Source organism: Sporosarcina sp. FSL W7-1283 (assembly GCF_038003105.1).
GTDB lineage: Bacteria > Bacillota > Bacilli > Bacillales_A > Planococcaceae > Sporosarcina > Sporosarcina newyorkensis.
The window spans coordinates 2557369-2571878 of the sequence record NZ_JBBOOL010000001.1; the positions used below are offsets into that span (position 1 = coordinate 2557369).

At 43.2% G+C, this 14510-nt stretch carries 13 protein-coding genes; 3 read left to right on the forward strand and 10 right to left on the reverse strand.

The window, feature by feature from the left end:
* Positions 1-29 precede the first annotated feature (29 nt).
* The 10 genes from MKY93_RS13175 to cyoE form a co-directional block, all read right to left on the reverse strand.
* Entirely contained in the window at positions 30-1349 is a 1320-nt protein-coding gene (locus tag MKY93_RS13175) for a Na+/H+ antiporter family protein (protein ID WP_245799515.1), read from the reverse strand.
* Between the two features lie 161 nt (positions 1350-1510).
* Positions 1511-3040: a histidine ammonia-lyase gene (gene hutH / locus MKY93_RS13180; RefSeq protein WP_221835205.1), complete on the reverse strand. Its 1530-nt coding sequence runs from the start codon at positions 3038-3040 to the stop codon at positions 1511-1513.
* 176 nt (positions 3041-3216) lie between these two features.
* Positions 3217-3666 carry a hut operon transcriptional regulator HutP gene (hutP, locus tag MKY93_RS13185; RefSeq protein WP_078818147.1) on the reverse strand — a complete coding sequence of 150 codons (450 nt, stop codon included), beginning with the start codon at positions 3664-3666 and terminating at the stop codon, positions 3217-3219.
* 128 nt (positions 3667-3794) lie between these two features.
* Complete coding sequence (gene ribH / locus MKY93_RS13190; protein ID WP_078818148.1) at positions 3795-4262, reverse strand: 6,7-dimethyl-8-ribityllumazine synthase; 468 nt, start codon at positions 4260-4262, stop codon at positions 3795-3797.
* A gap of 12 nt (positions 4263-4274) precedes the next feature.
* Entirely contained in the window at positions 4275-5468 is a 1194-nt protein-coding gene (locus tag MKY93_RS13195) for a bifunctional 3,4-dihydroxy-2-butanone-4-phosphate synthase/GTP cyclohydrolase II (RefSeq protein ID WP_340759447.1), read from the reverse strand.
* A gap of 14 nt (positions 5469-5482) precedes the next feature.
* Positions 5483-6127, reverse strand: coding sequence for a riboflavin synthase (ribE, locus tag MKY93_RS13200; RefSeq protein WP_221835208.1), 645 nt, complete (start codon positions 6125-6127; stop codon positions 5483-5485).
* Between the two features lie 3 nt (positions 6128-6130).
* The gene (ribD, locus tag MKY93_RS13205; protein ID WP_009497869.1) at positions 6131-7219 is read right to left on the reverse strand and encodes a bifunctional diaminohydroxyphosphoribosylaminopyrimidine deaminase/5-amino-6-(5-phosphoribosylamino)uracil reductase RibD; all 1089 of its coding nucleotides are present in this window, start codon (positions 7217-7219) and stop codon (positions 6131-6133) included.
* Between the two features lie 513 nt (positions 7220-7732).
* A complete protein-coding gene (gene menC / locus MKY93_RS13210; RefSeq protein WP_221835210.1) occupies positions 7733-8845 on the reverse strand; it encodes an o-succinylbenzoate synthase in 1113 nt (370 codons plus the stop codon).
* The gene (locus tag MKY93_RS13215) at positions 8835-9677 is read right to left on the reverse strand and encodes a GNAT family N-acetyltransferase (protein ID WP_078818153.1); all 843 of its coding nucleotides are present in this window, start codon (positions 9675-9677) and stop codon (positions 8835-8837) included. The genes menC and MKY93_RS13215 overlap by 11 nt, the downstream gene beginning before the upstream one ends.
* A gap of 123 nt (positions 9678-9800) precedes the next feature.
* Entirely contained in the window at positions 9801-10712 is a 912-nt protein-coding gene (gene cyoE, locus MKY93_RS13220; protein WP_009497872.1) for a heme o synthase, read from the reverse strand.
* Positions 10713-11268: 556 nt separating this feature from the next.
* On the opposite strand from cyoE, the gene MKY93_RS13225 reads away from it, so the two are divergent.
* From MKY93_RS13225 to MKY93_RS13235, 3 genes are all read left to right on the forward strand, one after another.
* Positions 11269-12261 (forward strand): ABC transporter substrate-binding protein, encoded by a 993-nt coding sequence (locus MKY93_RS13225; protein WP_078818154.1) that lies wholly within the window; start codon positions 11269-11271, stop codon positions 12259-12261.
* 115 nt (positions 12262-12376) lie between these two features.
* Positions 12377-13237: an ABC transporter permease gene (locus MKY93_RS13230; RefSeq protein WP_040759673.1), complete on the forward strand. Its 861-nt coding sequence runs from the start codon at positions 12377-12379 to the stop codon at positions 13235-13237.
* The gene (locus MKY93_RS13235; RefSeq protein WP_221835213.1) at positions 13234-14460 is read left to right on the forward strand and encodes a quaternary amine ABC transporter ATP-binding protein; all 1227 of its coding nucleotides are present in this window, start codon (positions 13234-13236) and stop codon (positions 14458-14460) included. The genes MKY93_RS13230 and MKY93_RS13235 overlap by 4 nt, the downstream gene beginning before the upstream one ends.
* The last annotated feature ends 50 nt before the right edge of the window (positions 14461-14510 follow it).

Sequence of the window (14510 nt, forward strand, 5' to 3'; positions counted from 1 at the left end):
TCCGTTATTTCGGATCTGCCCTTTTCGTTTTATAATACCATTGCTGCAATTACACCAAAGATTAGTAGAGGGATATTAAAGTGAAGGAATGTCGGCACACATGTATCCCAAATGTGATGATGCTTACCGTCCGCATTCAGACCCGAAGTTGGACCAAGTGTACTGTCTGAAGCCGGTGAACCAGCATCTCCAAGCGCCCCTGCCGTACCAATCAAAGCCGCCGTCGCGAGTGGCGAAAAGCCGACTGCCATACAAATCGGAACGAATAATGCAGCTATAATCGGGATCGTACCGAATGAAGAACCAATCCCCATCGTAATCAATAAACCGACAAGCAGCATGATAAATGCGATCATCATTTTATTGTCACCTAATATACCTGTTGCCGAATCAACCAGACTTTCTACCGCACCTGTCTCTTTAAGAACCGTAGCATAACCTGAAGCAATCAACATGACGAACGCAATCATACCCATCATTCCGATTCCCTCGTTCACTACCCTTTCGCCGTCCTTAAATGGAATAACAGTCAAGACGAACATCAAGAAAATCCCGGCAAGTGCTCCAAGTATTAATGAATCGGTTATAAGCTGTATAACTAATGCTGCAATAATTGAAACGATCGTGAAGCCGTGGCGTATATTAAACTTCAATTCTGCATTTTCCACTTCTTCTTCTCTTAGAATATTCACTTTCTCCGCCTCAACGTCCGCATAATTACGAGGTTTTCGATAAGAAATGAATACTGCCACGAACAGCCCGAGGACCATTCCGATTCCCGGAATCAACATTGCCATATTGGCTTCTGACATCGTAATATCCATACCACTTGCAGCCATTTCATCAACGATTATTCCCTTAAAGATCAATCCAAATCCAGCTGGGATCATAATATAAGGTGCTTTTAGACCGAAAGTAAGCGCAGTTGCAATGCCGCGGCGGTCAATTTTCATCTTATCGAACAGATGCAGCATTGGCGGAATCAATATTGGAATAAACGCAATATGTATAGGTACTAAGTTCTGCGAGAAACAAGCTACACCCGCAATCGTCAACAATAAAATTATTCGCTTTCCTCTTAATACCCTAACTAAATTTTTTACTAAAAACCCTGCAATTCCAGACATTCCGATCATGACCGCAAACATACCTAACAAAATATAACTTAATGCCGTGTTTGCCTGACCACCCATTCCTGAAACTAGCATATTTGTTGCATCTGTTAAGGAAAGCCCTTCCATCAAACCGGCTACTCCAGCTGCTGCTAAAATAGCAAAAATAACATTGACCCGCAATAAACTCAGTACTGCCATTACAATGACAGATACGACCACAGTATTGAATAACATCTTCTCATCTCCCATGTCCCCATTATACAACAAACTGCAATTACTGTAAGCAAACGCTTACATCTGCCCGAAGATATTTATCCAGATATACTCCAGCGGGAACTTCCCGCTTGGAGTAAAATACTAGATAATTAAATTTCATATCCCTTTATATTTCCTATTTAATTTGCGCTAACTTCAGTTGGCAAAGATTTATCTGCGAATGCCTTCCAATCCATTTCTAGTAACCAAGCTGCCGCTTTTTCAATATCTTTAGAGAAAATCCGGTCTTGCTTGATGCTCGGCACAATGTTTCTCGCTTCTTTATAGAAAGCTTTTGTGAAGTCCGCAAGTTTTTCAGCACCTCTATGTTCTGCAGCCTGCAATGCACAGATCAATTCAATAGCTAGCACTCTTCGCGCATTTTGAATAATTTGATAAGCATGTCGTGACCCGATTGTTCCCATGCTGACATGATCTTCTTGGTTGGCTGAAGATGGAATGGAATCCACACTCGCCGGGTGCGCCAACGTTTTATTTTCAGAAACAAGAGATGCAGCTGCATATTGCATGATCATTGCACCAGACTGCAATCCTGGTTCAGGGCTTAGGAATGGCGGCAAGTCGTTCAACTGCGGATTAACTAGACGCTCAATCCTACGCTCTGAAATATTCGCGAACTCCGCCATTGCCACTTTCAAGAAATCCATTGCAAAGGCAATTGGTTGCCCGTGGAAGTTTCCTCCTGAAATAACTTTGTCACCATCTTCAAAGATTAACGGATTATCTGTAGCTGCGTTCATTTCGATTTCCAGCTTTTCTTTGACGTAATCCAAAACTTGCCAAGAAGCTCCATGAACTTGTGGAATACAACGTAGCGAATAAGCATCTTGTACGCGTAATTCACCTTGTTTCGTTGTCAATTGGCTGCCTACGAACATACGGCGCATGCGTTCTGCTACTTCCGTTTGCTGGCGGTAACCACGTGCTTCATGTACATCGGCGTCGAATGCATCGACAATTCCACGCAAACCTTCCAACGTCATCGTAGAAATAGCTTCTGTCTGATACGCAAGCTGCTCTGCCTCAATATAATTGACAAGCCCCATTGCCGTCATCGCTTGTGTTCCATTAATTAACGCCAATCCTTCTTTCGCCTTCAACGTCACTGGCTCAATGCCCTCTTTTGACAACGCAATAGCTGATTCCATACGCTCTCCCTTATAGAACACTTCCCCTTCTCCCATCAACACAAGTGCCAAATGAGAAAGCGGCGCCAAGTCACCGCTTGCACCAAGTGAACCTTGTTGAGGAATAACCGGATGAATCTGTGCGTTAACTAGATCTAGTAAACGCTCTATGACTACCGGGCGAATTCCAGAGAAACCTTTTAGGAGTGCGTTTGCACGAAGAAGTGTCATTCCACGAGAAACCATCTCGGGGAACGGTTCGCCAATTCCACAAGCATGCGAATGAATCAAATTTAATTGAAGTTGTTCCGTATCTTCCGCTTCGATGAATACATCACTAAATTTACCGAATCCAGTAGTAATTCCGTACACCACTTTACTTTCCGCAACAATTTTCTCTACTGCTTCACGGCTCTTTTGAACCGCTTTCATACTTTCTTCAGAAGCTTTTACTTTCGCTCCATTCACCAATACTTCTTTCGCTTGTTCAATCGTTAACGTACGACCTGTCAATTCAATCATTTCCAATTCCTCCTCGTTGTCTTTAGTTCTAGTTGCGCTGATCCTGTGCAAAGAATTCATTCCTAAACAAGCAAAAGGAGACTATATTGACAGACGGGTGCCCTAAAAGGGGGGTCCCCGCATGTGTCAATATAGCCTCCTTATTGTCTAAATAACTATAGGCTTCATTCTTTTATTCAGATGTGATTGATACCTAAACCAATTGCCTCATGCTCGAAGCCACGAACCGGGGCACCGATTGTTCCATAGACAGCAACGGCAATCCATTCACCTTCCGCTGCATTTTCATACGGAGTCCCACGCACAATAGCAAATCGAAGTCCCGCTGTTCGCAGCATGCCGCCGAGCTCAACCTGCCCACGTGTCACGCCTTGCATAGCTTCGATTATCGCATGATAGAGCGCATGCATCTCTCGATAGATGTCTTGATTTACAATTCCTTGCCGTTTCGCAAGCGTTTCAATTGCCGCCACAATTTTCTGGAACTCCATTGAGCCCACTTTACCTTTTCCGAACTGCCAACCTAGTTGCTGCATGCCGTTTTCTATTCTACTATCTTCTGCTTCGCTATTTGAAAACGTATACATTACTGCCTGGCGTCCGATCTTCGTATCTACCTGATTCATGTTGTACCTTCTTTTTAGATGTACTTGATATTGAATATCAACTAATGACTAACTCTATTATTACAGAGGAAATCTCTTAGGTCAATACTTGAAAGAAAAATAAAGCGCTTACTGTGCAAATTTGGCGATCAATCGAATTGTTTAGTCAAGTTCGCCATTTCTATAGCCGACACTGCAGCATCCCAGCCTTTATTCCCTGCTTTAGTCCCTGCCCTTTCAATAGATTGCTCGATCGTGTCTGTCGTCAGCACACCAAAAATCACCGGGACTCCTGACTGCATACTCGCTTGTGCTACACCTTTGGCCGCTTCATTACAGACGTAGTCGAAGTGAGGTGTGGCTCCGCGGATGACAGTACCGAGTGTAATGACAGCATCATATTTTTGGGAATCTGCCATCTTCTTTGCGATCAACGGAATTTCAAATGCCCCGGGTACCCAAGCGATATCTACATCTGCTTCAGCTACGCCATGTCGTTTGAATGCGTCCTCAGCGCCCGATAACAACTTGCCTGTGATAAACTCATTAAATCGTCCTACGACAACGCCTATCTTTAATCCTGTACCTACTAAATGTCCTTCGAATAAATTCCCCATATCTATCTCTCCTTAAATTGTTAATAAGTGATCTAATTTTTCCGCTTTAGTTTTTAAGTATTTTTCGTTTTCTTCTTTCATCGGCAATTGAATCGGAACCCGTTCAACGATTTCCAATCCATAGCCTTTTAAGCCTGAAATTTTCTTCGGATTATTCGTCAACAAACGCATTTGTTTAACGCCAAGTTCATGTAAGATTTGAGCACCGATGCCGTAATCACGCAAATCTGCTGCAAAGCCCAGTTTTTCATTGGCTTCTACCGTGTCGAAACCTTGTTCTTGCAGTTCGTATGCTTTCAGCTTATTGATCAAGCCGATGCCTCTGCCTTCTTGACGCATATACAATAAAACTCCGCGACCTTGTTGTTCGATCTGAGAAAGCGCTGCATGCAATTGAGGTCCGCAATCGCATCGGCAGGAGCCAAATACATCGCCCGTCAAACACTCCGAATGAACACGTACTAACATGGGTTCTTCTGGCGTTACCTCACCTTTCACCAGCGCTACATGCTCTTTACCTGTTAACGTTTCGGTGTATCCAATCATACGAAACTCTCCGAAGTCAGTCGGCAGCTTGATCTCCGCTTCCCTAACAACCAGCCTCTCCTGCTGCAGGCGATAATGAATTAAATCTTGGATTGTAATTAATTTCAGATTCAATTCTTGCGCCATCAGACGCAATTCAGGCACTCGCGCCATCGTACCGTCATCATTCATGATTTCACAGATTACCCCTGCTGAAGAACTCCCTGCCAGTCGAGCTAAGTCAACCGCTGCTTCCGTATGACCAGTACGTTCCAAGACACCGCCGGATTTTGCGACTAACGGAAATACATGACCCGGACGTTTAAATTCACTAGCTACCGACCGCGAATCCATCATTTTGACAATCGTTTCGGCCCGTTCAAATGCACTGATTCCAGTGTGCGTGGAAAGATGATCCACACTGATCGTGAATGCCGTGCCATGCGAATCCGTATTGTGATCGGTCATCATCTGCAAACCAAGTTGTTGAGCTTTCTGCTCCGTAATCGGCACACAAATCAAACCGCGCCCTTTCGTCGCCATGAAATTAATAATCTCAGGCGTGATCTTATCAGCCAATGCGACGAAATCTCCTTCATTCTCCCGATCTTCATCATCGACGACGATCACTACTTTACCTTGTTTTAAATCTTCTAACGCTTCTTCAATTGTATGAAACATCTCTGTCCACTCCTTCACTTAAATCCGTGCTGTTGTAGAAAATCCTCTGTCAGTGGCTGTTCTTTCGCGTCTCGTCTCTTAAGCATGTTCTCTACGTACTTCGCCAGCATGTCGCATTCGAAATTAACAACATCCCCTAGGGACTTTTTCGCAATGACCGTCAGTTCTTGGGAATGCGGAATCAACGAAATCGTAATATCTGTTTCATTCACATCAAAAATTGTCAGTGACGTACCGTCTAATGCGATCGAGCCTTTTGGCAATAAATACGGACTATACTGTTCAGGCAAAGCCAGCCGAATATAAAGTGCATTATCGACAGTACGTTTTTCACGAATGATGGCGACACCATCGACATGTCCCGTGACGAAATGACCGCCAAATCGACCGTTAGCTGCAAGAGCACGTTCCAAATTCACTCGACTTCCCACCTTCAATTGTTGAAGTGAGGTAGAAGAGACGGTCTCAGGCATGACATCTGCAGAAAATTGTTCTTTCGAAAACTTTTTGACTGTCAGACAAACTCCATTGACTGCAATGCTGTCACCTAATTGGACATCGGCTAATACAGTAGAAGCTGCAATCGTCAATGTCATCGACTGCGCTCCCGGCTGTACACTTTTGACTGAACCGATTTCTTCAATAATCCCTGTAAACAACGGTCAATCCCTCTCTTTCGGTAGCGCTATAATTTTAATATCAGGGCCAATCATTTCCACACTTTCAAAAATCAACGGGAAGGCCTCTCCCATAATCTCCGGGTCTGTTCCACCAACAGGTGTCAGCGAGCCACTGCCGCCAAGTAACTTCGGCGCCATATAGCAAATAACACGCTGAACGGCACGCGCCCTGATGAATGAAGCATTGACCGCGGCACCACCTTCTACCAATAACGTCATGACACCGTCAGAGCCTAAGCGCAAGAGGATCTCTTCAATATCAAGCTGAATTTTCGGCATGCGTATGATTCGGACGTGCGGCTTTTGGAGCAACTGTTCACGCAAGTATTCTGCTTCATTCCCACAAAAAATCCATGTAGGTGCAGCATTGTTTTGAATGACTTGACTATCAATTGGTGTTCGTAACCAAGTATCTAAAATAACTCGAATAGGATGTTTTCCACCTCGGGGCAATCTGGTGGTGAGAAGGGGGTCATCATGAAGAATCGTTTGAACGCCGACTAAAATCGCATCTTGGGTATGACGAAGCAGATGGACATCGAGCCTTGCTTGCTCACTCGTCACCCATTTACTGTCTCCTGTAGATGTTGCAATCTTACCGTCTATCGTCATCGCTGTTTTCATTGTCACATGAGGTGTTTTCGTTCGAATAAAATGAAAAAATGGTGCATACAATTTCTGTGCTTGATCGGTACATACATCTTTCTCTACTTCCAAACCCGCAGCACGAAGTCGTTCCATGCCTTTGCCGGCAACCAACGGATTGGGATCGGAAATCGCCACGTAGACACGCTGGATACCAGCCCGAATAATCGCATCTGCGCAAGGCGAAGTTTTACCTGTATGAGAACAAGGCTCCAAAGTTACATACAAATCAGCGCCTTCCGCTTTTGTGCCGGCCATATCAAGCGCAACCCGCTCAGCATGTCGTTCCCCCGCCTGCAAATGAGCACCCATACCGACGATTCTGCCGTCTTTCACTATCACGGCGCCAACTGGCGGATTCGGAGAAGTTTGTCCAACAACGTTTCGAGCTAACTTCAACGCCATTCCCATATAATCTTGATTCACTGCACAACACTCCAACTTGCAAAATTCCTCTTGTGACAAAACAAAAAGCCCCGCAAAATATAAATGCGGGGCTTGTAACCATGACAAAATAAGCGTTATAAATGTAGATTTTAAAAACGCATTGTTCCTTCTCTCATCCAGACTTTAACTGTCGGCTTTGGAGTTTCACCAAATCCACCTTCTGCTTTTTAGCTAATCAATCACGCCTAGGCGTGATTGCGCCTGGATTTTGAAATGTACTCGCACATTTCAAAATCCATGACATCTGCCAGAGGCTTTATCTGGATTCAGCGGGCGTTTGAACACCCACTGAACAGAAAAGCCACCGTATTCATACCGCCACTTATGGAAGTGAGGGTTTCTGCTGAATTTAGATAAAAGCATCCGGGTCACGGACTAAGAGCTTGTAAGCTCATCACCGTCGGTAGGGACTTCCACCCTGCCCCGAAGGAAACTTATTCGATTACCTAAGAGTCTAGCACAACTAATAGTGAAATGACAATCACTGAATATTTATTCAGCTCTAAATACCCACTTATCCACCGTGAATTGATCGATCGCTTCGATATCCGTTTTATAACCAATACCAGCTTCATTTGGCACGGTAATATAACCATTTTCCGCTACTACCTCAGGCTTGATAATATCTTGATCCCAATAACGAGAAGAACCCGCCGTATCTCCAGGCAGTGTGAAATTCGGCAGCGTCGTTAAAGCGACATTGTGCGCTCGTCCGATGCCTGATTCCAGCATCCCACCGCACCACACATCAATCCCTTTAGCTGCGCAGTAGTCGTGGATCTTCTTAGCTTCCGTCAAACCGCCCACACGTCCGATTTTAATATTTATAATCCGACAGCTCCCAAGCTCCACAGCTTTCCTGGTATCTTCCAAGGAATGGATACTTTCATCCAAACAGATCGGTGTCGACATTTGTCTCTGAAGTTTTGCATGATCGATAATATCGTCAGACGCAAGCGGCTGCTCGATCATCATCAAATTAAACTGGTCCAATTCCTTTAAAACTTCTGCATCATCCAGCGTATAGGCAGAGTTCGCATCTGCCATCAATGGCACATCGGGAAATTCGTTGCGGATCGCTCGGATGACTTCCACGTCTTGCCCCGGTTTGATCTTCACCTTAATCCGCTTATAGCCTTCATCGATGAAACCTTTCACATTGGCAAGTAAGTCTTCCACACGTTCTTCAATGCCAATACTGATCCCGACTTCAATATAATCCCGTTCACCACCTAACGCTTCGGCAAGCGACATATCGTGACGTTTTGCATACAAATCCCAAACCGCACCTTCAATCGTCGACTTCGCCATGTTATTCTTTCGAATAGGTGCAAAAAATTCATTCACTTCATCCGGATGTTCGATTGTCTTACCAAGCACCGCCGGAATCAAGAAATCACGCAACATATGAATACATGTTTCCGTTGTCTCTTCGCTATACCATGGGTAAGTGAACGCCACGCTTTCTCCCCAACCTTCGTTGCCCAGTTCATCTTGCACTGTAGCCAACAGGAAGTCTCTTTGATGGATTGTTCCGAAACTCGTTGTGAAAGGATTCTTCATCGTCATACTCATCCTACGAATGGTTACACTTTCAATTTTCAATCGGCTCACTACTTTCATTTTGTAATGGAATCATGGAAAGCTTACAAAAACGATAGTATTGTACAGCTTCTTCCGTTCTGCGCACATCAATTAATGCAAACCCTGCGCTGCACAGTTGTTGAAATAGATTCCTTGTTTTCAAACGCCAATCAAGCGCCAACTGGGAGTCTTCAGTCTTCAGTAGCTGGGTATGTTTTGGAACGGGCACTTCTACCGCTTCTGCCGACAGCCAATCGTTTTCTTCAGGTAACTGCAGCTCAGGGTGATTTTCATTTGTCAGGCGAACCGTAAACGGACACATGTACTGAAGATTTATCGGTTGCCAACATTCATTCACTCGCGGACTAGTAATCCACCACGCCACTTGAAAACGGTCGGTCGGTAAGCCTTTATTCAGACCGTCCGCCATTTCACCGTAGCAATTGACGATATAGTCGTAACAGACTCCGTATAATTTTGATGTATTTAGGTAGGCATTGCGGCTTTCGAGTGGATCAAATGTCCAGACAATTAATTCATAACCCATCTCGCGCGCCAAACGTAGCTGTTCATCTTTCAACAACTTACCGATCCCCATTAATTGAAATTCTTGATCGACAGCTAACATATGGGAACATAAATACGACTGCCCTTCAGAGAATCCTGCAAAGCTGTAGGAAAAACCAATCATTCGCTCGCCGGCAAACGCGCCGACAATCAGGCCACCATTTTTCACCGCAGTAATCGTTTGATGAACAGGAATCGGCTCCATTCCCCAGATTTGCTTCTCAAGTTTTTGCACCGCATAAATTTCTTCAATTTCAGTCACTTTTCTAATTTGTACATTCGTCATCGGCGCACCTTCTATTTTTAGATTGAACTGCTAAATTCGTCTCCAACACGACGGTCTACACCACTCAATGTTAACATAAAAAAAGACCTCTCTTCACTTTAAGTGAAGGGAGGCTCTTTGCAATTAAAATGTCAATAAAATCATCATCATAAACAATAGGGTCATGTAATTCACAGAATACAAAAACATGACATGCGCCCATTTGTGGTTGTCCTTTGCATAAAAACCATAAATACTAGCCGCAATATAGCCAACATTCATCAACGTAGCGACGATGATAAAGCCCATTCCGAACATTGGCAACAAAAATGGAAAAGGCAGCAAACATAGTACATATATCAACATTTGACGTTTTGTGAAATCAAAACCGCACACAACCGGCAACATCGGCACGTTCGCCGCTTTATACTCATCATGCTTCTTCATAGCAATCGCAAACGTATGCGGCATTTGCCAAATAAACAAAATCGAAAATAAGACAATCGGCACAATATGATTCGCCGACATAATGGCAGCCCAGCCAATCAAAGGCGTTACCGCCCCCGAAACACTTCCAATTACCGTATTTAACGTGTATTTACGTTTAGACCACATCGTATAGGGTATGACATACGTAAACCACCCAATGAACGCGTAAAGAGCTGCTTCAAAAGTAGTAAATAAAAGCAATAACATGCCGATCCCAGATAACACCAAACCAATATTTAAAACTGTTTTCAAAGCAAAGTTTCCTGTAACAGTCGGCCGTTGCTGCGTTCTTTCCATGAAAGTGTCAATATCCGAATCAAACCAGTTATTCAACACGAGCGCACCTGCCATTAGAAAGGTGCTGCCGACCATCGTCAGCCAGAAAACGCCCCAATTCCCTGCAAGTGTCATTCCTGAGAAGTGAAGCGCCAACCAGAACCCTGCAAATACAGGCAAGACATTCGCGATGAGTACAGGACCTTTCACTAATGATTTAATATCTGAGAAGAAGGCAGATGCCGAGCGACTTTGTGTAGTCGTCGAAACAATATGGACTTCTTTCGTCATAAGATCCGTTCTCCTTTTCTACATACGTTCCTTTTTTATATAACTTTATTTATATTACTAACTATATCATTTTCTTAAAAGCAAAATCAAAAATTCACGATAATTCCTCATAAACTGTTACAAATCTTTGTCATTCAGCTTTCAGAAATGTTAAACCTAACTAATTTTCTTTAGTAATCTAAAAATTCTGATTCTTACGTTTGGAAATGCAACATTTCCCTCTAGTATTCGACTCGAGGAAATCCTATACCCCTTGTAGGATAGAGCCTTGATTCGTCCATATTTAATTCCAGTTAAAAACTTTACTTTTTAATGAAGTTTATAAGTGTATTTTATTATAAAAAATACACTCAATCATCAGTTGTCTAAATTATTAAATTGATAATAATTTTACTATCCTGTAAACTATCTAAATGTCACCACGAAATAAAATGATAGTTTTTCCTTAATCTCTTCAACTTTCCTACGTTTTTTCTGGGTGATTGCAAATAAGAGATTCGAGTAAAAAAGATCATTTCGTGATGAAAAAAACCACAGACAGAAGGGATTTGATTTTTTGAGAAAGTTTACGTTTCTATTCTCAGTCTTCGCATTACTGCTTTTAACTGCTTGCGGTAATAGTGTAAGCAAAGATTCGATCAGTGTCATTAAACTTGCAGACGCAGGATGGGACAGCATTCGTGTCCACAATAGCATCACACAACTCATTTTGGAGGAAGGCTATGGATATGACACAGAAGTAACCAATGGGACTTCTACGGCCGTATTCCAAGCTTTACAGCAAGGCGATATCCAAATCTACACCGAAATTTGGACAGATAACATGGAAGATATCTACACTAGCGCTATTGACAAAGGAGATATAGTGAAACTTTCAACAAACTTTGACGACAATTCTCAAGGTCTATATGTACCGACTTACGTGATAAAGGGCGATCAAGAGCGCGGCATTGAACCTATGGCACCTGACCTGAAGACAGTGGAAGACCTGGCAAAATACCCTGAACTTTTCAAAGACCCCGAAAACCCAGAAATGGGCCGCATTATCGGCGCCCCTTCGAGCTGGGTCGTCAGCAAACATTTAGCTGAAAAAATGAAGACTTATGGCTTAGATAAGACGTTCACATACTTGGCTCCAGGATCTGACTCTTCAATTATTGCTGATTTGGTGAGCGCTTACAAAAAAGGCGAGCCGTGGGTAGGTTATTATTGGTCTCCAACTTGGGTAACTGCAACGTATGATTTAACACTTTTAGAAGATCATCCGTTTGACCAAGAAATTTGGGACAAAGAAAAAGGAACTGAATTCCCACCGAATGATGTTGTAGTCGGTATTCATAAAGATCTGCAAACCCAAGCACCTGAAGTTGTTGACTTTCTGAAAAACTATGAAACGAGTAACGACTTAACTGAAGAAATGCTAAATTATATGGGCGAGAATGAAGCAGATCCAGACGAAACCGCAAAATGGTTCATGAAAGAACATGAAGACATTTGGACTTCATGGGTACCTGACGATATTGCTGAGAAAGTAAAAGCAGCACTATAAAAAACTAAAAAGATTGCGGGGATGGACGCCATTCCGCTCCATCCCCTTCTTCACTACTTACTTAACTTAACTACAGAAAGAGAGGGACAAGCTAGTGTAATCTAGCTTAATGCCTATGACTGAATTCCCCAATGTACGAATACCGATAGGAGACTATGTTGAAAAGTTTATCGACTTTCTCGCAATGAACTTTGGTTGGCTTTTTGATTTTATCTTCATGATTGCTTCATCAACTATCCGCACGATCGAAACGACTCTGTTAGCCACACCATGGTGGGTAATCATGATTATCGTTTTCTTACTGGGATGGTACTTCAACAATATATACGGCGGTTTGCTGTTCGCCCTCTTCATTTTTTTAATCGGATCTTTTGATCTCTGGACAGAAACGATGACCACTGTTGCCATTATCGTGATTTCTGTTGTCCTATCCCTTGCGATCGGTATTCCGGTTGGCATATTGATGGCCTTCAGCCGAACATTTTCTATTATCATGCGGCCGATATTAGACGCCATGCAGACGATGCCTACCTTTGTATACTTGATCCCTGTAATTTTCTTCTTCCCTTTAGGAAACGTACCAGCAATTATTGCAACGATTATTTATGCATTGCCCCCTGTCATTCGACTAACGGAGCTTGGCATACGAAATGTCGATGATGAAGTAATAGAGTCGGCCGAGTCATTCGGATCCTCCCGTAATCAGATGCTCGTAAAAGTACAACTTCCTCAAGCATTGCCTACAATGATGGCAGGTATTAACCAAACGACTATGATGGCGTTGTCCATGGCGGTAGTCGGTTCAATGGTTGGCGCACACGGTCTCGGTGAACGGGTACTATACGCTATCAATCAAATCAATATTTCATTAGGATTTGAAGCAGGTATCAGTATCGTATTTTTAGCGATTATCATAGACCGCATCACAAATGGAGTGGCGGATCGCCTACAAAGTTCTAGGAGGAGATCAGCATGACAGTAAAACTCAAAGTAGAAAATGTCACCAAGATTTTTGGCCCCCGCCCTAAAAAAGTTATTCCGTTAATTGAAAAAGGTGCTTCTAAACGAGAAATTCTCGACAAGACTGGACATACAGTCGGTGTCTATAATGCCAATATGGAAATTATGGAGGGCGAAACATTCGTCATCATGGGTTTATCGGGAAGCGGAAAATCTACGTTGATCCGTTGCTTTAATCTGCTGAACAAACCGACTTCAGGCGCAATTTACGTAGACGGGGAGAATATTGTCTCTTACAACAAGGAACAGTTAAAATTTTTCCGCCAAAAGAAAATTGCGATGGTTTTCCAGCACTTCGGTTTATTCAGCCACCGGACGGTTATGGAAAATATCGAATACGGTCTCGAAGTCCGCGGATTGTCCAAAAACGAACGACGTGAGATTGCTCAAAAGCATATTGATACAGTCGGACTAAAAGGTTATGAGAATCAATATCCCGATGAACTCTCAGGTGGAATGCGTCAGCGTGTCGGTATTGCACGGGCTTTGACGAACGATCCGGATATTCTATTGATGGATGAGCCGTTCAGTGCGTTAGATCCACTCATTCGAAGAGAGATGCAGCTGGAGCTCTTGGATATTCAGACACGCTTGCAAAAGACCATTATTTTCATTACACATGACGTCAATGAAGCCTTCCGTATCGGTGACCGTGTGGCTGTCATGAAAGATGGCAATGTCGAGCAAGTCGGAACACCGGAAGATTTATTAGAATCACCGGCGAATGATTATATTGTTGAGTTCACACGGGAAATCGATCGTTCCAAAGTTTTGCAAGCTGAAAATATTATGTCGAAGCCATTGAGCATCGTAAATAGTAAAGACGGGTTGCATGTCGCTATTAAAAATATGGAAGAGCATGGAATCTCCAGCGTTTTCATTACGAACCGCGAGCGGCAATTACTCGGATTGGTCACTATTGATCAAGCGATTGACGGCGTAAAAAACCGCAAGACCATTGATGAAGTTATGTCTACTGATGTGCGGACGGCTTACCCGGAAGAATATGTCCAAGATATTATTCCACGTGTGCTTGATTCTAAGTATCCACTTGTCGTTGTAGATGAGACAAATCGAATTAAAGGAATCATTCTGCGTGTACATGTACTCTCAAGTATTATTAGTAATTCATCTGAAGATCAGGACGTTGAAGCGATCACACCAGCGGAAACCGTTTGAACTGATGAATTTAAAAACTGAGAAGAAATGGCGATGGCCACTTCTTCCCA

Bases quoted from the DNA above. Each gene is read 5' to 3' on its own strand.
- ribH (WP_078818148.1), bottom strand. From the start codon at position 4,262: ATGGGGAATTTATTCGAAGGACATTTAGTAGGTACAGGATTAAAGATA.
- MKY93_RS13235 (WP_221835213.1), top strand. From the start codon at position 13,234: ATGACAGTAAAACTCAAAGTAGAAAATGTCACCAAGATTTTTGGCCCC.
- hutP (WP_078818147.1), bottom strand. From the start codon at position 3,666: ATGAATCAGGTAGATACGAAGATCGGACGCCAGGCAGTAATGTATACG.
- MKY93_RS13195 (WP_340759447.1), bottom strand. From the start codon at position 5,468: ATGTTTCATACAATTGAAGAAGCGTTAGAAGATTTAAAACAAGGTAAA.
- cyoE (WP_009497872.1), bottom strand. From the start codon at position 10,712: ATGACGAAAGAAGTCCATATTGTTTCGACGACTACACAAAGTCGCTCG.
- MKY93_RS13230 (WP_040759673.1), top strand. From the start codon at position 12,377: ATGACTGAATTCCCCAATGTACGAATACCGATAGGAGACTATGTTGAA.
- hutH (WP_221835205.1), bottom strand. From the start codon at position 3,040: ATGATTGAATTGACAGGTCGTACGTTAACGATTGAACAAGCGAAAGAA.
- MKY93_RS13215 (WP_078818153.1), bottom strand. From the start codon at position 9,677: ATGACGAATGTACAAATTAGAAAAGTGACTGAAATTGAAGAAATTTAT.
- MKY93_RS13175 (WP_245799515.1), bottom strand. From the start codon at position 1,349: ATGTTATTCAATACTGTGGTCGTATCTGTCATTGTAATGGCAGTACTG.